Here is a 15,908-nt window from a genome sequence, read left to right as displayed (position 1 = left end):
CGGTGCGGTGACGTCGTCCCCCGCCTCCGCTGCGGGGCGCAGCATCCCGTTCCTGGTGGTAGCCGGCGTCCTCGTGGCGGCTCTGAGCCTGCGCGGACCGATCGTCGCGCCGACGCCGGTGCTGCGCGACATCTCCATCGACCTCGGACTCAGCTCGGCCGCGGCCGGGCTTCTCACGACCGCGCCGGTGCTCATGTTCGCGCTCCTCACTCCGGTCGCGGCGCTCGTGATCCGCCGCGCCGGCGCGGAGCTCGCGCTGCTCATGTCGCTGTCGGGAGTCCTTCTGGGTACCGTCATCCGCGCGCTTCCCGGATTCGGCTCGATGCTCGCGGGCATGGTCGTCATCGGAGCGGCCATCACGATCGGCAATGTCGTGGTGCCCGTCATCATCCGCCGCGACGTCCCTCCCGAGCGCGTCGGGTTCGTGACCGCGGCCTACACCGCGATGCTCAATGCGGGTTCGCTCGTCACGTCGCTGCTCACGGCGCCGCTGGCGTCGGCGATCGGCTGGTCGGCGGCGCTGCTGGCCTGGTCGCTCCTCACGATCGGCGGCGTGGTGCTGTGGAGCGTGCACCTCGCGCGGTCGCGGGGGGTGGCCGACCGGTTCTCCGGTGATGAGCTCCCCGGTGCCGTGCAGGAGGACCTCGACCCGACGGTCATGACCGGCCCCCTCCCGGTCGCGCGACCCCGTGAGCGGTCGCTGCTGCGCCGACCGGTCACCTGGCTGCTGGTGGGCGCCTTCGCCGGGCAGACGACCATGTACTACGGCCTGTCGACGTGGCTGCCGACGATCGCGGCCGACGAGCTCTCGTTGGATCGGGCGACATCCGGTGCGATCGCATCGCTGTACCAGGGCTGCGCGATCGCGGGGGCGCTGCTCGTGCCTCTGCTCACGCGGTTCACACCGCGCGTCGTGCCCATCCTGGTGATCGCCGCCTCGTGGCTCGTGCTCACGATCGGGCTCCTCGTGGCCCCCGAGCTGCTGTGGGTGTGGCTGTCGATCGGCGCGATCGGTCACGCCGGAGGCTTCGTCGTGATCTTCACGGCGCTGGTCGGCGTGGCACGGGATGCCGGGGAGGCCGGCGCGCTGTCGGCCCTCGTGCAGGGCATCGGCTACGCCGTCGGCGCGCTCGGCGCCCCCGCGCTCGGCGCGCTGCACGAAGCCACCGGGGGGTGGACGATCCCGCTCACGGCGATCATGGTGCTGTCGATCGCCTACTGCGTCGTCCTGTTCGCGGCGATCGCCACGTCGTGGCGCGTCGCGCGGTGAGGGGTCAGGCCGTCTGATCGAGCACGGCCGCGATGCGGTCGGCTGCCGTGCCGAGGGCCCACTTCTCGGAGAGCGCGCCGAGCGCCGCGCGCTGAGCGTCGTCGAGAGGGCGCAGCCGGGCGTCGGGCGTCGGGAGATCGAGGTCCTTCACGACGGCGACGACGGTCGGCGCGACCTCGAGGTAGGGGAGCGCGTTCGTGATCTTGGCGGCGACACCCGCCGACATCCCCTCTCCCGCCCGCGCAGCCCTCACGATGCCGTCGATGTCACCGTGGGCTCCGAGCAGCGTCGCCGCCGACTTCTCTCCGATGCCGGCGACGCCGGGGAGTCCGTCGGAGGCGTCGCCGCGGAGGGTGGCGAAATCGGCGTACTGGTCGGCGCGCACACCGTACTTGGCGACCACGACCTCGTCGGTGACGACCTCGAGGTTGCTCATGCCGCGGGCGGTATAGACGACGCGCACGTCGCGTGCGTCGTCCACGAGCTGGAAGAGGTCGCGGTCGCCCGTCACGATGTCGACGGGCATCGTGGCGGTGGTGGCGAGCGTGCCGATGACGTCGTCGGCCTCGTGCTCGGGCGCGCCGACGATCGTGATGCCCAGCGCCTCGAGCACGTCGACGATGATCGGCACCTGCACCTCGAGCGGATCGGGCACGACCTCGACATCGGGGCCGACCGCGACCACCTCGGCGACGCGGTGCGTCTTGTAGGTGGGGATGAGGTCGACGCGCCACTGCGGGCGCCAGTCGTCGTCCCAGCACGCGACGAGGTGCGTGGGCTCGTACAGGGTGACGAGCTTCGTGATGATGTCGAGGAACCCGCGAACGGCGTTGACCGGTGTGCCGTCGGGCGCCCGCACCTTGTCGGGCACGCCGTAGAACGCACGGAAGTACAGGCTCGCGGAGTCGAGGAGCATGAGGCGGTCGGTCACGCGCTCATCCTGTCACGGGGGTCGGACGGATGCCGCGTGTCGGCGGCCGCCGGATCAGCAGCCGGGGCCGGAGGGGTCCTCCGTGCACGACCGGTCGACGAGAGCGGTGCGGACCTCGACGACGCGCACGCCGTAGCCTCCGGTCGTGGCGCTCACGAGCCCGGCGACGGGTCTCCAGGTTCCGGAGCCGAAGTCGACGGATGCCGCGTACTCCACCGTCACCGCCACGCGGTACTCGCCGCGTGCGGCGTACGTGTGGCTGGTCGACGTCGGAGTGAACTGCGGCTGGCCGAGCCGCTCCCACGTCGACCCGCCCGAGGACGAACGACGGAGCGTGCCGTCGCCGTAGTCGAACACGTAGCCCACGGGAGTGAAGCGCACGACGACGTCGTAGCCGAGGAGGCTGCCGGCGATGCGCTGCTCGGACGCCGCGCCCACGACGTTGGTGGGCATCCCGAGAACGCCCAGCCCCTCCGGCTCACCCGCGAGCGACGGCTGCGCGGGGCGGAACGACACGAGATCGGATGCCGTCACGTCGGGGAGGCCCACCACCTCGTAGTCGAGATCGCACCGGTTGAGCGGACACGGCGGCGCGGGCGGCGGGGTCTGCGGTCCGGGCTCGCGTCCGCCGGCATCGGGGGCCGTGGGGCGTGTGCCGGGGTGCGTGGTGGAACCGGAGATGTCGACCTGGGAGCCCGAGTTGGAAACGGAGCAACCACTCCAAGACGAGGAAGGCACGCAGCTTCCTGTACTAACAGGAAGTAGCTGAAAGAGGCTGAGTACTAACGCGCCGATCACTAATCGCACGGAAGCTCCGTTGCTTCGCTCGATTCGATGATCAGACCGGTCGAACTCTCACCGACGGAGAATGTCACGAACAGCGGCTGTCGGTTGGGTCTCGAGGGCGACACCAGAGACTCGCCCGCGGCGTCAACCAGCATCACGCCCTCAACGTCAAAGCAAAGTTCAGCCGTCACAGTGCCCCGCGCGTCTCCGAGCGAGAATGAAGTCGGCTCGAACGATTCGAACGAGCTCTGGCCACTTACAGTCCACCTATCTGCACTCATCTGCGAGAGGGACTTGCGTTCGTTTGCATTCGCGTCTCCCGTGGTCCACGCGTACACGTCCTCGAACGTCTCCGGGTCGCTCAGTTCGACGCGGTTGAGGGCATCCACGTACGCCCGGTACGTCTCCTCGGCCGCGGCGAACGCCTCGTCTTCGTTCGCGAAGCCGGTCGCCGATGGTGCGGGCGCGGGTTCGGCCGCGCATCCCGCGCAGCACACAGCCAGCGCGAGCGCGGCGAGAGCAGAGGCCAGACGCGGAATCACGCGACCACGTTAACCGCCGCGCGTCGCGCCGCTTCGCGGTTATCCACATGCGATCGGCGGGGGAGGAGCATCCGTCTCTGTCATCCGCCGCTCCGCAGGTGCCAGAATCGACATATGAGACGACTCCTCGCGATCGCCGTCCTTGCCGGAGCCCTCGCCCTGAGCGCCTGCTCCGGGCAGTCGGTCATGGCCCCCATCGTGAAGAACGTGGGTGATCTGCAGGGCGACACCATCGACCTGCGGGTCGGCCAGGTTCTCGACATCGACACGGGCGACCTCGACGTCGACAGCTACACCGCCACCGTGTCCGACACCTCGATCGCGGAGTTCGTGCAGGGTCGCGACGACGGCAGTGCCGTGTTCAATCCGGGCATCACGGCTCTCGCACCCGGCACCACGCAGGTCGTGCTGTCGAATGAGCAGGGCGGCATCCAGGACGTCGTGTTCGAGGTCCACGTCGACCAGTAGCCGTCCCGGGCCCCGCGCCCCTGCGTCAGCCGAGCGCCGCGAGCCCCATGAGGAGCGCCGCCGCGCCCATCGCGGCGTACTGGCCGCGGTCCTGCCATGCCCTCGTGCGTGACGCGGCCACCACGGACGCGGCGGCGTACGCGACCGCTCCCGCGAGCAGGAGGCCGACGAGGGCGCCGGCCGACAGCCCGTGCGCATGCGACGACGCCGACGAGCCGTGGTCCATCCCGATCAGCAGCGCGGCCATGACGACCAGTCCGAGCGTCGCGTGCAGGGTCATGCCGCGCTCGGACGGGCTGGCCACGACCAGAGATGCCCGCCGCGACGACCGCACCGCGGCGAGCGCCATCGCGGCGAGGAGCAGTATCCCCGCCCACACCACCACCGGGACGACGCGCCAGAACGCGGCATCCAGCATCGCGATCATCATCACGAGGGAGGCCGCGATCTCGGGCACCCGCACCCGCCGCCGGTCGGCCGCCAGGCAGCACGTCCCGATCGCGGCCGGCGCGAGCGCGCAGGCGTGGAGGATCTCGGTCACGGCTCCATGGTCGCAATCGCCCCCCGTGGTGGGCGTGACCGTGCGTGCGCGGATCGTGACCGTAAGCGCTCGGATCGCGGACACCGGACGGCGATGCGGGCAGCGCGGGCTTCCGGAGCCGAACCGGGTGCCTGCACGCAGACGCCGACGCCGACGCCGACGCCGCGGGGGTGGTCGCGCGTAGGCTCGACGGACCATGGACGACAGCCACCGTGCGCATCTCGAGGCGCTCCGCGCCGATGCCGCCGCGCGCATCGCGCAGCTGACCGTCGACATCGATGCGCTGCGCGCCGACCGCGGCGACGGCAACGCCGATGACGAGCACGACCCGGAGGGCGTCACGCTGTCGGCCGAGTGGTCGATGCTCGCGGGCCTGCGCGAGCAGGAGCTGCGCACCCTGATCGAGGTCGAGGCGTCGCTCGAGCGCGTCGCCGACGGCACCGCGGGGCGATGCATCGACTGCGGCGCGGCGATCCCGGCCGCGCGACTCGAGGCGCGACCGACCGCCGTGCGGTGCGTCGCGTGCGCCGAACGGGCCGGCCTCTGATGTCGTTCGGTGCAGCGGCCGCGCGCAGCGGCCCGCGTGACGACTCTGCCTGCCCGTGCGGCAGCGGCGCCTCGTTCGGCGGGTGCTGCGGACCGCTCCTGCGGGGAGCGGCGGCGCCGACGGCCGAGCGGCTCATGCGCTCGCGGTACACGGCGTTCGCCGTCGGCGATGCGGCGTATCTCTCGGCGACGTGGCATCCGCGCACACGCCCGGACGATCTCGAGCTCGACCCGGCTCTCACATGGACCGGATTGGAGATCGTCGCCACGGAGGCGGGCGGGGCGGACGAGGCATCCGGGGTCGTGGAGTTCCGCGCGCACTGGCGCGAGGGCGGCACGCGCGGCCGGCTGCACGAGCGCAGCCGATTCGCGCGCGTCCGGGGCCGGTGGCACTACCTCGACGGGGAGACCTCGTGATCTCGCCCGATCGAACGCGGGCCCGTCGCTGCGCGGTCGCCTAGGAGGCGAGAAGCTCCGACCAGTGGTGCACGACGCCCCACGCGCCCTCGGACGTGTTCGAGACGACGGTGACGGTCGTGCGCGTCTCGGGGTCGAACCTCGTGCGGATCGACGACCCGGCGTCGTAGCCCTCCAGGAGGAGCCCCGGGCCCTCGAGGTCGAGGTAGAGCCCCAGCCCGTAGCGGAGTCCCTCACCCTCGTCGGTGCTGCGCGGCCGCGCCATCTCGGCGGCGAGCTCCGACCCCACGATCCGCCCGTCGACGAGCGACCGGAAGAACCGGCTGAGGTCGGGTCCGGTGGAGAACCCGCCGCCGTCGCCGTTTCCGCGCACGGGGAGGTGCAGCACGTTGGTCCGCAGCGACGCGGGGTCGTCGCGCAGATAGCCGGTCGCGGCATCCCCGGGCAGTTCGTCGAGCCGCAGGAACGCGGATGCCGTCATGCCCGCGGCATCGAACACGCGCGCCTGCACCAGGTCATGGAAGGGGATGCCGGAGGCGCGCTCCGCCACGAGGGCGAGCAGGATGTACCCGCCGTTGTTGTAGGCGAACCTCGCCCCTGGTGCGGACGCCTGCGGGAAGCCGTCGACGATCCCGACGAACGCCTCCGTCTCGTCGAGGCGGTGCACGGGGATCGGCAGGACGTGGTCGTCGACCTCCCCGTCGTTCTCCTCGTCGAGGTAGTCGCCGATGCCCGACGTGTGGCCCAGCAGGTGCTCGACCGTGACGGCGTCCTCGACGAGCGGGAGGTCATCCCGCAGGAAGGTCCGGACGGGGGTGTCGAGGGCCACGGTGCCGTCGTCGACGAGCGACATCACGGCCGCTGCCGTGAATCCTTTGGACGCGCTCGCGAGGGCGAACCGCGTCTGCGTCGTGTTGGGGATGCCGTGGGCGCGGTCGGCGAGACCGTACGCGCGGACGAAGACGGGCTCGCCGTCGACGTCGACGGACACGAGTCCGGACATGCCGTCGGCGCGCGCCCGCTCGTCGAGCGCAGCGCCGAGTTCGGTCGGGGAGAGGGCCATGCATCGACGGTATCGGCGACCCGGTGGGAGCGGAACGGGAACACCTGGATGCGGGGCCGGGTTCTGTTACTCTGGAGTGTCACGAGTGTGGCTGTATCGCCGCGCGTCCGTGACACTCTGTACGACAATCCGCTTCGCTTCGCCCGGAGGCTCGTTCGCGCTCGCGCGTTCGCAGCCCGTGAAGGGCGGGGCCCGATATCCCACACCAACAAGGACAACCCACTACATGACTATCGCAACGACCGCCCCGGCCACCAAGCAGGTCGCCATCAACGACATCGGATCTGCTGAGGACTTCCTGGCCGCGGTCGAGAAGACCCTCAAGTTCTTCAACGACGGAGACCTCATCGAAGGCACCGTCGTGAAGATCGACCGCGACGAGGTCCTCCTCGACGTCGGGTACAAGACCGAGGGCGTCATTCCCTCGCGCGAGCTCTCCATCAAGCACGACGTCGACCCCAACGAGGTCGTCAAGGTCGGCGATGAGGTCGAGGCACTCGTTCTCCAGAAGGAGGACAAGGAAGGCCGTCTCATCCTGTCCAAGAAGCGTGCGCAGTACGAGCGCGCATGGGGCGACGTGGAGAAGATCAAGGAGAACGACGGCGTCGTCACCGGTTCGGTCATCGAGGTCGTCAAGGGCGGCCTCATCGTCGACATCGGCCTCCGCGGCTTCCTTCCGGCATCGCTCATCGAGCTTCGCCGTGTCCGCGACCTCACGCCGTACCTCGGCCAGGAGATCGAGGCGAAGATCCTCGAGCTCGACAAGAACCGCAACAACGTCGTGCTCTCGCGCCGCGCCCTGCTCGAGCAGACGCAGTCCGAGTCGCGCACCACGTTCCTCAACAACCTCCACAAGGGCCAGGTCCGCAAGGGCACCGTCTCGTCGATCGTCAACTTCGGTGCGTTCGTCGACCTCGGTGGCGTCGACGGTCTCGTCCACGTCTCGGAGCTCTCGTGGAAGCACATCGAGCACGCGTCCGAGGTCGTCGAGGTCGGTCAGGAAGTCACCGTCGAGATCCTCGAGGTCGACCTCGACCGTGAGCGCGTGTCGCTCTCGCTCAAGGCGACGCAGGAGGACCCGTGGCAGGTCTTCGCCCGCACCCACGCGATCGGTCAGGTCGCGCCGGGCAAGGTCACCAAGCTCGTTCCGTTCGGTGCGTTCGTGCGCGTCGCAGACGGCATCGAGGGCCTCGTGCACATCTCCGAGCTCTCGGGCAAGCACGTCGAGCTCGCGGAGCAGGTCGTGTCGGTCGGCGAAGAGGTCTTCGTCAAGATCATCGACATCGACCTCGAGCGTCGCCGCATCTCGCTCTCGCTCAAGCAGGCGAACGAGTCGGTCGACCCGAACAGCACCGAGTTCGACCCGGCGCTGTACGGCATGGCCACCGAGTACGACGAGCTCGGCGAGTACAAGTACCCCGAGGGCTTCGACCCCGAGTCGGGTGCCTGGCTCGAGGGCTTCGACGCCCAGCGCGAGAAGTGGGAGCAGGACTACGCTGCCGCCCAGGGTCGCTGGGAGGCTCACAAGGTCGCCGTCGCCAAGGCCCTCGAGGCCGAGGCCGCAGCGCCCGTCGAGACCGGCGGCTCGTCGTTCTCGTCCGAGTCGCTCGGTGCCGGCACGCTGGCCGACGACGAGGCCCTCGCCGCACTGCGCGAGAAGCTCTCGGGTCGCTGAGATCCCTCGTGATCACCGCGCGCTGAGCGCACGCTGATCGAGAATCGGGCCGTCACCTCCGGGTGGCGGCCCTTTTTCGTGCCCGCCGCGTGTCGGAGGCGGCGCGTAGCGTGAGCGGGTGTCCTCCCGTTCCTGTCGCGTCGATGACGGATGCCGCGGCGACGTACCGCCATCGGCCCCGATCCCGCTCTGCGAGCGCCACCTCGTGGTGGCGGCCGAGTGGGCGGCCTCCGAGTACGGCACGGTCGACGTGCTGCCGGGTCCGTGCGCTGTGTGCGGCTCGCGCACCGGAGTGCGCCATCCGTCGGGATGGGTCTGCGCCGTATGCGAATGGCGATTCGGCGACATCGTCGACGGCGATCTTCCGCCGCCGCGCGTCGACGTCGTCTACTACCTCGGGTACGCCGACCGGATCAAGATCGGCACCACGGCCAATCCGCGACAGCGCTTCGCGGCGATCCGCCACGATGACCTGCTCGCGCTCGAACGCGGGGACAGATCCGTGGAGCGGCACCGGCACGCGCAGTTCGCCGACGAGCGCTTCGGGAAGACGGAGTGGTTCGCCGTCTCGCCCGCTCTGACCGCTCACGTCGAGGCCGTGCGCGGGGGAGTGGAGCCGTGGACGAGGCACGCGCGGTGGATGAGCGAGGCCTTCGCGCTGCGCGGCTGACGCCCGGATCCGCGTGCGTCCCGGCGCGCGCCGCGGCGTCGGCCGCTCGCTTCGCGATAACGTCGACCCATGGCTGTGCCCGCCCGTCTTCCCCTTCGCCAGCTGGGCGCGGCCCCGGTCGGGGATCGGACGCGGGCGCGCACCGCAGTGCTCAATCAGCTCCTCCTCGGCGGCGTCGTGCTCGTCATCGCCATCCTGGGATTCGCCGGCGGTTTCGACGGAGACGAAGGCCTGTTCTTCGCCGGCGTGCTCACGGTCTTCATCGCGACGGCCGCGGCCGTCGGCATCCCGTGGAACAGCCTGCCCGCCTACGCGAGCGCCATCGTCCCGATCATCGACATCGCCGCGATCACGATGATGCGCGAGTCGAACACCTCGTCCGGCTTCGGGCTGCTGTGGATCTTCCCCGCGATGTGGCTCGCCGGGAGCTTCGGATTCGCCGGACTCGCGTTCTCCGTCGGCTCGATCATCACGATCTACCTCGTGGTGAGCTTCGCGCCCGGCCGTGGCGTCTCGTTCCAGGCCCTCCTGCTCCCGTTCCTCGTGCTCGCGGTCGCGTCCACGAGCTACCTCACCGCACGGCGCACCGCGGTGCAGCGACGACTCCTCGACAATCAGACCCAGCTGCTCGGCGAAGCGCTCGCCCGCGCCCGCCAGCAGGAGGAGACGCTCACCGAGGTGCTCGACGCCGTCGACTTCGGCATCATCCGGGTCGGCGGTGACGGGCGGGTGGCCGTCACGAACGACGCCCAGGGGCGTCTGCAGCTCGCCGCCGAGACGGTCGAGGGCGAAGAGAAGCCCCGCCACGCCCTCGCATTCGGCAGAGACGGCATCACCCTCCTCGCGCCCGACGAGCAGCCGCTCGCGCGCGCGTTGCGGGGAGAGGCCTTCGACGACGAAGTGGTCTGGTTCGGCCCCCCGGGTGAGGACCGCCAGGCGCTCACGGTGACCGCCCGGCGCCTGCACGACGACGCCGGAAACGACGTCGGCTCGGTCGTGGTGTCCCGCGACGTCACGTCCGAGCTCGTCGCGGTGCGCGCGCGCGAAGACCTCGTCGCCTCCGTGTCGCACGAGCTGCGCACTCCGCTCACCTCCATCGTCGGCTACCTCGAGCTCGTCCTCGACGACGATCTCTCGCCGTCTGCTCGTCGCGGCCTCGAGATCGCCGAGCGCAACGCGAACCGACTGCTGTCGATCGTCGCCGACATCCTCGCGGCCTCGGCCTCCGACCGCTCGACGGTGGAGCTCAGCATCCGCCCGGAGCGCGTCGACGTCGCCGATCTCGTGCGCTCGTCGATCGAGCTGTACGCCCCCCGGGCGGCGGAGCGCGGCATCCGCATCGATTCGTCCGGGCTCGAGCCCGCCGTGGCGTGGGTCGATCCGTCCCGCATCCGTCAGGTGCTCGACAACCTCCTGTCCAACGCGGTGAAGTACAACGTCGACGACGGCACCATCGCCGTGGGGACGACGGTCGACAACGTCCACGCGTGGATCATCGTGCGCGACTCCGGCACGGGGATCTCGGAGACCGAGCTTCCGCGCCTGTTCGACCGGTTCTTCCGCGCGGATGCCGTGCGCAAGACCTCGACGCACGGCAGCGGGCTCGGTCTCGCCATCTCGCGCGACATCGTGCGCTCGCACGGCGGCGACATCACCGCGCAGAGCGAACAGGGCACGGGCACGACGTTCGTCGTGCGGCTGCCGATACGCGGCAGGACCACGGACGACGGAAAGGACGGATCGTCATGAACCTCGATCTGCTCACGGTCACACTTCTCACCGCGCTGGTGGTCGTGGTGACGAGCGTGGTGTTCATCGTCGGGATGCTGCTGCGCAAGGACGAGTCCGCAGGCCGCATCTGGGGCCTGGCCTTCCTCGCCGCGCTCCTCACGGTCGTCTCCTACCTCGCGTGGGCCGCGAGTCCTGAGGCGTGGTGGGCCGTCGCGGTCGGCAACGCGGCCTTCGTCGGCGGGACGGGTCTCATGTGGCTGGGCGCCCGTCGCTTCAACGGCGCGCCCATGATGCTCCCGGTGACTGCCGTGGCCGTCGTCTCGGCCGTCGCGCTGGTCGTGGTGCTGGCGCTCGGTCCCGACGGAGGGGACTGGGCCGGTGCCGAGATCATGTTCGTCGGCATCCTCGTGTTCGCCGGGCTCGGCGCGCGCGAGTGCCTGTACGGGGAGATGGGGCACCATCGGGAGTCGTGGGGACTCGCGTTCGTCCTCGGACTGCAGTCCGTCTACTACCTCGTGCGCACGGGCGCCTTCTTCGCCTACGGCCCGGAGAGCGACGTCTTCTCCACGTGGTTCGGCACGGTGGAGACGAGCTTCCTCACGATCACGCTTTCGATCGTGGCGATGGTCGTCACCACGGTGCTCCTCTCCGGTCGTCTCCGCCTACGGGGCTCCGTCGGCGCGGTGACGCTCGAGCTGAGCAACGAGGGGATCATGCCCGAGTCGTCGTTCGAGCGGATCCTGCTCGACATGTCCGAGCGCGCGATGCCCCGCGGCGAGCTCGTCGGCGTGATCTCCGTGCGGGTCGACGACATCCGCTCGATCGGCACGGCCTTCGGCAGCGAGGCGGCCGACATCGTGCTGGCTTCGCTGCGCGACGGGGTGCGTCGGTATGCGCCGATCGCCGCATTCATCGGTCAGGACTCCCAGAACGTGCTTTACGTCGGCATCCAGCCCTCGTCGCACGACGAGTCGCGCCGGATCGCCCGCCGCATCCGCCGCGGTCTCTTCGAAGAGCTGAGCGGCGTCGTGGGGGCCGTCATCCCGATCGTCGGAGTGAGCGTCGTGCTGAGCGATGTCGCCGGCTACGACCCTGCCTCGCTCATGCGCGCCGCGAAAGAGGCCTCGTACATGGCGTCCACGAGCATCGGCACGACCGACGTGTTCGCCGACGCGTGAGCGATCAGCGCGTGAGCCGGTAGCCCACGCCGCGGACGGTCTCGATCCATCGGGGCTGCGACGGACGCTCTCCGAGCTTGCGGCGGAGGTTCGCCATGTGCACCTCGATCGCCCGCGCATCGGAGTCGCTCACGAAGTCGCTGGAGCCGTAGTGCTCGCCGCGCAGCATGAGGGCGAGCTCGGTCTTGCCGACGACCCTGCCGCGCGCGGCGAGGAGTTCGGCCAGGATGTCGAACTCGCTGCGCGTGAGGTCGACATCGGCGTCGTCGCGCACGACGAATCGCATCTCGGGGTGCACCCGCAGTCCGTGGTGCTCGAGCCACGCGCCGTCGGCGGGAGCGGCCGACGGCGCTTTCGGGGCGGCGGTCTCAGCTGCCGGAGTCGCCGGCTCGGCCTCGACCGCCGCGGAAGCCTCCGCCGGCGCTTGAGCGTGCGTCCGGGGTCGGCGCAGCATCGCCTCGATGCGCGCGCGGAGCTCCCGCGGTCGGAACGGCTTGGTGACGTAGTCGTCGGCGCCGGCCTCGAGACCCTGGAGCGCATCGATCTCCTCGCTGCGCGCCGTCAGCATGACGATGTACGTGCTGCTGATGGCGCGGAGGCGCTTCGCCGTCTCGAAACCGTCGATGCCGGGCAGGCTCACATCGAGAGTCGTCACGACGGGACGGTGCTCGCGCACGAGCTCGATCCCTTCGAGGCCTGAGCCTGCGGAGTACACGGTGAAGCCCGCCGACTCCAGTACATCGCTGAGTAGCTGACGGATGTCGGCCTCATCTTCGATGACGACCGCCACACGACTGTCTGGCACGGTGCTCCCCCCGGAGTCCAAGGACCCTGGTTCGGTGGGGCCCGGCACTTCGGCGATGATATCCCAGAAGAGGGCCCTGAATGCTTCACCCGGCATCGGGGCCTACTTGCAGGTCTTGACGGAAGAGGTGGGCAGCTGCTCGACGCGCTGCCACAGCTGCGGCGTCGCGCCGATGTTCTCGGGCATCGTCGCCCGCAGGATGGGCAGCTCCGCGCAGGAGGACGTGACGGTCTGGGACCCGCTCGCGACGGTGATCGACGTGGCCCAGTTCCAGGCCCCTCCGCCGGCGATGGTCGACAGGTCGATCGTCACGAGGTGCTGGATGCCGCGGCCGTGCGCGGACGAGCGCAGCTCGATGTAGTAGTCGCGGGTGGTGTTCCACTGGTTGACCGACGACCGCGTGATGCTGCAGGTCGCACCGGGGACGGGCTGCTGGGTCGCGGTGTACACGGCAGTGCAGCCGTTCGACACGGGAACGCTCCACTCGCCCGCGGTGACGGCGGCGGAGGTGTAGGCCCTGTCGACCCAGGCGCTCTGGGTCTCGGAGACGGCGGCGACGCCGGCGCCGACTCCCACGACGAGCGCGAGAGCGGCGACGACGGAGAGCAGTCGCGGTGTGCGATGCATCCTCATCGGGTCGTCTCCTCTCCGGTTCGTCGTCGGCGGATCAGGATGGCGGCGCCGCTCCCCAGAGCGGCGGCGCCGATCGCTGCGGCGATCCACGGAAGCGTCCCGCCCGTGGCGGCCAGGCCGCCGGTGACGGGAAGCTCCGGGATCTCCTCGAGCGAGATGCGGCCACGTCCGGACGTGGCCGCACCGGTTGCCGTCTCCGGCATGGTTACCCCCAGAACGAGGTCGTAGGTGTCGATCTGCAACGTCGTCCCCACGAGCTCGGTCACCGGTGTGCAGGCGCCCCCCGCGTCGCACAGTTCGGCACCCCAGGCGCCGTCTCCGGTGATCTCATCCCATCCCGCCGCAGTGACCGTCGAGATGACGGGCACGACGACATCCACTCGGGCTTCGCGTGCCTCCCCGGGCATCACGATTCCGAAGTCGACGTCGAACGGGATGGTCGATGCCGAGGCGGCGCCGGTCAGCGATGCCGCTCCCAGGGCACCTCCGATCACGGCCGCCAGCACGACGGCGCCCCAGCGCTTCATCGTGCGACCTCGGCGTTCAGAGCCTGCGCCCGCGCCCGGCGCGACGTGCGCTCGCGCGGCTCGGGAGCCGGGAGGAGCAGCGTCAGGCCCAGGAGGGCGACGAGGCCGATCAGCAGCGGCACGGCCACGGCGGGCGTCGTCGCGCGCATCACGATCGATCCGGCGCCGGGCACCTGGACTTCGGGCTTCCAGACGTCGCCGGTGATCGAGTAGTCGAGGGCGTCCTCGAACTCGTTGTTGTCGCCCTTCATCGTGACGAGATAGCCGTCCCCCGCTGCCTCGATCGCAACGATGCGGTGCGTCACGAGCTTGTCGGTGAGCTCGCTCGGCAGGCTCACGACGTCGCCGACCTCGAGGTCCGAGGCGGCGGTCTTGGTGGCGATCAAGAGGTCGCCCGTCATGATCCCCGGCTCCATCGAGCCGGAGATCACGATGAGCGGCTTGATGACGCCGGCGGCGGTGGCGCCCCAGACGACACCGCACAGCACCCCCACGCCCGCCAGGGTCCACAGGGCGATCATCGCGATCCGTCGCAACGTGTTCATGATGGTCTCCTGTCTTCCTCGATGGCGGGCGTGCGGGTGGTGGTCGATCAGGAGGTGGCTTCGCCGCTGATCGTGACGATGATCGTGCCGGCCTTGCCCTTGTTGTCCGGCTTCCAGTCCGACGGCGCCTTCACCGTGAGCGTGAATGCGTCGGAGTCGCCCTTCGTGGTGGCGGGAGTCAGCGTGGTCGCGAGGTCCGAAACCGCGGCCTCCGGCTTGACGACGAAGTTCGTCGCGCTCGACCACTCGACCGACGAGGCGAGCTTCGCGCTGACGTTGCCGAGGTTCTTCACGTACAGCGTGACCGTGCGAGTCTCGCCCGGGAGCAGCTTCGCGAACGCCGTCGCGGGAACGACGAGCTCGATCTTCTCCTTGTTGTCCGACTGCTTCCAGTCGGTGCCGTCGAGCGAGCCCTGCAGGTCGAAGGTCGCGGCGTCGGCCGACGCGGAGAAGAAGACGTTGTCGGTCCAGGCGGCGCTCGTGAGCGCGGCACCGACGCCGCCGACCGCGAGGGTCGCGAGGGCGAAGGCGATGATCGGGCGGCGCTTGTTCTTCTTGCGGGCGTCGCGGCGGGTCTCGGTCTGGGTGGTGAGGTTCGACATGGCTTGCCTTTTCAGTGAGTTCGTGTGCCGCGCGGTTCTGATCTCCCCCAAGGCGATCCCCGTTCTTCGCGACATCTCGAAGTTATGGCGGCCGCCTCAGGGCGGCCTTGGCTCAGGCTCAGGGCGACCTTCAGATCCCCTTCTTGAGGTGATCCTGAGGTGTGCATTCACGCGCATGGAAACAGGGACGGGCGCGCCGAGGGCGTGGGATGCTCGTCTCGTGCCGCTCATCGCCCTGACCGGAGGCATCGCGTCCGGCAAATCGACCATCGCTTCCCGGCTCGCCGCGCACGGCGCCGTGATCGTGGACGCGGACGCCATCGTGCGCGACGTGCAGCGGCCCGGCTCGCCCGTGCTGACTGCGATCGCCGCCGCATTCGGCGCCGACGTCATCCTCCCCGACGGGTCGCTGGACCGAGGGGGGCTCGGCAGCCGGGTGTTCGGCGACCCCGACGCGATCGCCCGCCTCAACGCGATCGTGCACCCCGCCGTGCGCGCCGAGTCGGCCCGGCGCTTCGCGGCAGCGGTCGAGGACGACGCGGATGCGGTCGTGGTCTACGACGTCCCTCTTCTCGTCGAAGCCCGCGCCGACGACCCGTGGGAGCTCATCGTGGTCGCGCACGCGCCGGCCGAGGTGCGCCTCCGCCGACTGGTCGAGCTCCGGGGGATGACCGAGGCGGATGCCGCGGCGCGCCTCGCGTCACAGGTCGACGACCGCGCACGGCTCGCGATCGCCGACGTCGTGATCGACACGGCGGGCGACATCGACGACACGCTGCGTCAGACCGACGAGCTGTGGGCGGGGCTGCCCGCCCTTCTCGACGCGCGTGCTCCCGGGGGTCGGTGACCTGCCGGAGGGTCACTGCACCGATACCGCCCTGATACGACCCGTTCACACGGCGCGCGTAGCCTCTCGCCAGAGCACCACCGACGGGAGGAGCGGCACATGGCACGACGCAGCGACGGGATGGCGCAGTC

General features: G+C 70.2%; 19 protein-coding genes. 9 read left to right on the top strand and 10 right to left on the bottom strand.

Annotation, left to right across the window (positions count from 1 at the left end):
- Positions 1-7 precede the first annotated feature (7 nt).
- Complete coding sequence (locus tag B0B14_RS07985; protein ID WP_083710406.1) at positions 8-1,270, top strand: MFS transporter; 1,263 nt, start codon at positions 8-10, stop codon at positions 1,268-1,270.
- A gap of 4 nt (positions 1,271-1,274) precedes the next feature.
- Here the strand turns inward: B0B14_RS07985 and B0B14_RS07980 are convergent, their stop codons facing one another.
- The 3 genes from B0B14_RS07980 to B0B14_RS07970 are packed head-to-tail and all read right to left on the bottom strand — an operon-like array spanning position 1,275 to position 3,529.
- A complete protein-coding gene (locus tag B0B14_RS07980; RefSeq protein WP_256714294.1) occupies positions 1,275-2,201 on the bottom strand; it encodes a 5'-3' exonuclease in 927 nt (308 codons plus the stop codon).
- Between the two features lie 54 nt (positions 2,202-2,255).
- Entirely contained in the window at positions 2,256-2,939 is a 684-nt protein-coding gene (locus tag B0B14_RS07975; RefSeq protein ID WP_143733649.1) for a hypothetical protein, read from the bottom strand.
- A 59-nt stretch (positions 2,940-2,998) separates the two neighbouring features.
- On the bottom strand, positions 2,999-3,529 hold the full coding sequence (locus B0B14_RS07970) for a hypothetical protein (RefSeq protein ID WP_076680883.1): 531 nt from the start codon (positions 3,527-3,529) through the stop codon (positions 2,999-3,001).
- A 114-nt stretch (positions 3,530-3,643) separates the two neighbouring features.
- Here B0B14_RS07970 and B0B14_RS07965 point away from each other — a divergent pair, with 114 nt between their 5' ends.
- Entirely contained in the window at positions 3,644-3,997 is a 354-nt protein-coding gene (locus tag B0B14_RS07965) for a hypothetical protein (RefSeq protein WP_076680882.1), read from the top strand.
- A 25-nt stretch (positions 3,998-4,022) separates the two neighbouring features.
- Here B0B14_RS07965 and B0B14_RS07960 read toward each other — a convergent pair whose 3' ends face one another.
- The gene (locus tag B0B14_RS07960) at positions 4,023-4,538 is read right to left on the bottom strand and encodes a hypothetical protein (RefSeq protein ID WP_076680881.1); all 516 of its coding nucleotides are present in this window, start codon (positions 4,536-4,538) and stop codon (positions 4,023-4,025) included.
- A 196-nt stretch (positions 4,539-4,734) separates the two neighbouring features.
- Here B0B14_RS07960 and B0B14_RS07955 point away from each other — a divergent pair, with 196 nt between their 5' ends.
- The gene (locus B0B14_RS07955; RefSeq protein WP_076680880.1) at positions 4,735-5,085 is read left to right on the top strand and encodes a TraR/DksA family transcriptional regulator; all 351 of its coding nucleotides are present in this window, start codon (positions 4,735-4,737) and stop codon (positions 5,083-5,085) included.
- Positions 5,085-5,501, top strand: coding sequence for a YchJ family protein (locus B0B14_RS07950; RefSeq protein WP_076680879.1), 417 nt, complete (start codon positions 5,085-5,087; stop codon positions 5,499-5,501). Before B0B14_RS07955 ends, B0B14_RS07950 begins: the two co-directional genes overlap by 1 nt.
- 40 nt (positions 5,502-5,541) lie before the next feature.
- Here B0B14_RS07950 and B0B14_RS07945 read toward each other — a convergent pair whose 3' ends face one another.
- Positions 5,542-6,564 (bottom strand): serine hydrolase domain-containing protein, encoded by a 1,023-nt coding sequence (locus B0B14_RS07945; protein ID WP_076680878.1) that lies wholly within the window; start codon positions 6,562-6,564, stop codon positions 5,542-5,544.
- 226 nt (positions 6,565-6,790) lie between these two features.
- Between B0B14_RS07945 and rpsA the strand changes: the two genes are divergently transcribed.
- The 4 genes from rpsA to B0B14_RS07925 all read left to right on the top strand — a co-directional run bounded on the left by rpsA (position 6,791) and on the right by B0B14_RS07925 (position 11,818).
- Positions 6,791-8,239 (top strand): 30S ribosomal protein S1, encoded by a 1,449-nt coding sequence (gene rpsA / locus B0B14_RS07940; protein ID WP_076680877.1) that lies wholly within the window; start codon positions 6,791-6,793, stop codon positions 8,237-8,239.
- A gap of 118 nt (positions 8,240-8,357) precedes the next feature.
- On the top strand, positions 8,358-8,909 hold the full coding sequence (locus tag B0B14_RS07935; RefSeq protein ID WP_076680876.1) for a GIY-YIG nuclease family protein: 552 nt from the start codon (positions 8,358-8,360) through the stop codon (positions 8,907-8,909).
- Between the two features lie 69 nt (positions 8,910-8,978).
- The gene (locus B0B14_RS07930) at positions 8,979-10,658 is read left to right on the top strand and encodes a PAS domain-containing sensor histidine kinase (protein ID WP_076680875.1); all 1,680 of its coding nucleotides are present in this window, start codon (positions 8,979-8,981) and stop codon (positions 10,656-10,658) included.
- A complete protein-coding gene (locus B0B14_RS07925; protein ID WP_076680874.1) occupies positions 10,655-11,818 on the top strand; it encodes a hypothetical protein in 1,164 nt (387 codons plus the stop codon). The genes B0B14_RS07930 and B0B14_RS07925 overlap by 4 nt, the downstream gene beginning before the upstream one ends.
- A 4-nt stretch (positions 11,819-11,822) precedes the next feature.
- On the opposite strand, the gene B0B14_RS07920 is transcribed toward B0B14_RS07925, so the two are convergent.
- The 5 genes from B0B14_RS07920 to B0B14_RS07900 all read right to left on the bottom strand — a co-directional run bounded on the left by B0B14_RS07920 (position 11,823) and on the right by B0B14_RS07900 (position 14,930).
- Complete coding sequence (locus B0B14_RS07920) at positions 11,823-12,623, bottom strand: response regulator transcription factor (protein ID WP_076680873.1); 801 nt, start codon at positions 12,621-12,623, stop codon at positions 11,823-11,825.
- Positions 12,624-12,725: 102 nt separating this feature from the next.
- Positions 12,726-13,256 (bottom strand): hypothetical protein, encoded by a 531-nt coding sequence (locus B0B14_RS07915; RefSeq protein WP_143733648.1) that lies wholly within the window; start codon positions 13,254-13,256, stop codon positions 12,726-12,728.
- Positions 13,253-13,783, bottom strand: a complete 531-nt coding sequence (locus B0B14_RS07910; RefSeq protein ID WP_076680871.1) for an LPXTG cell wall anchor domain-containing protein — start codon at positions 13,781-13,783, stop codon at positions 13,253-13,255. The genes B0B14_RS07915 and B0B14_RS07910 overlap by 4 nt, the downstream gene beginning before the upstream one ends.
- Positions 13,780-14,328 (bottom strand): signal peptidase I, encoded by a 549-nt coding sequence (locus B0B14_RS07905; protein WP_083710401.1) that lies wholly within the window; start codon positions 14,326-14,328, stop codon positions 13,780-13,782. Before B0B14_RS07905 ends, B0B14_RS07910 begins: the two co-directional genes overlap by 4 nt.
- A 47-nt stretch (positions 14,329-14,375) precedes the next feature.
- Complete coding sequence (locus tag B0B14_RS07900; RefSeq protein WP_076680870.1) at positions 14,376-14,930, bottom strand: hypothetical protein; 555 nt, start codon at positions 14,928-14,930, stop codon at positions 14,376-14,378.
- A gap of 220 nt (positions 14,931-15,150) precedes the next feature.
- Between B0B14_RS07900 and coaE the strand changes: the two genes are divergently transcribed.
- Entirely contained in the window at positions 15,151-15,777 is a 627-nt protein-coding gene (gene coaE / locus B0B14_RS07895) for a dephospho-CoA kinase (RefSeq protein WP_076680869.1), read from the top strand.
- Positions 15,778-15,908: the final 131 nt, after the last annotated feature.

Origin of the sequence: Microbacterium sp. RU33B, assembly GCF_900155915.1 — a bacterium.
Taxonomy (GTDB): Bacteria; Actinomycetota; Actinomycetes; order Actinomycetales; family Microbacteriaceae; genus Microbacterium.
This window is presented reverse-complemented; position numbering and strand designations above follow the sequence as displayed.

Bases quoted from the DNA above. Each gene is read 5' to 3' on its own strand.
- rpsA (WP_076680877.1), top strand. From the start codon at position 6,791: ATGACTATCGCAACGACCGCCCCGGCCACCAAGCAGGTCGCCATCAAC.
- B0B14_RS07965 (WP_076680882.1), top strand. From the start codon at position 3,644: ATGAGACGACTCCTCGCGATCGCCGTCCTTGCCGGAGCCCTCGCCCTG.
- B0B14_RS07945 (WP_076680878.1), bottom strand. From the start codon at position 6,564: ATGGCCCTCTCCCCGACCGAACTCGGCGCTGCGCTCGACGAGCGGGCG.
- B0B14_RS07955 (WP_076680880.1), top strand. From the start codon at position 4,735: ATGGACGACAGCCACCGTGCGCATCTCGAGGCGCTCCGCGCCGATGCC.
- B0B14_RS07950 (WP_076680879.1), top strand. From the start codon at position 5,085: ATGTCGTTCGGTGCAGCGGCCGCGCGCAGCGGCCCGCGTGACGACTCT.
- B0B14_RS07905 (WP_083710401.1), bottom strand. From the start codon at position 14,328: ATGAACACGTTGCGACGGATCGCGATGATCGCCCTGTGGACCCTGGCG.
- B0B14_RS07900 (WP_076680870.1), bottom strand. From the start codon at position 14,930: ATGTCGAACCTCACCACCCAGACCGAGACCCGCCGCGACGCCCGCAAG.
- B0B14_RS07910 (WP_076680871.1), bottom strand. From the start codon at position 13,783: ATGAAGCGCTGGGGCGCCGTCGTGCTGGCGGCCGTGATCGGAGGTGCC.
- B0B14_RS07930 (WP_076680875.1), top strand. From the start codon at position 8,979: ATGGCTGTGCCCGCCCGTCTTCCCCTTCGCCAGCTGGGCGCGGCCCCG.
- B0B14_RS07925 (WP_076680874.1), top strand. From the start codon at position 10,655: ATGAACCTCGATCTGCTCACGGTCACACTTCTCACCGCGCTGGTGGTC.
- B0B14_RS07915 (WP_143733648.1), bottom strand. From the start codon at position 13,256: ATGAGGATGCATCGCACACCGCGACTGCTCTCCGTCGTCGCCGCTCTC.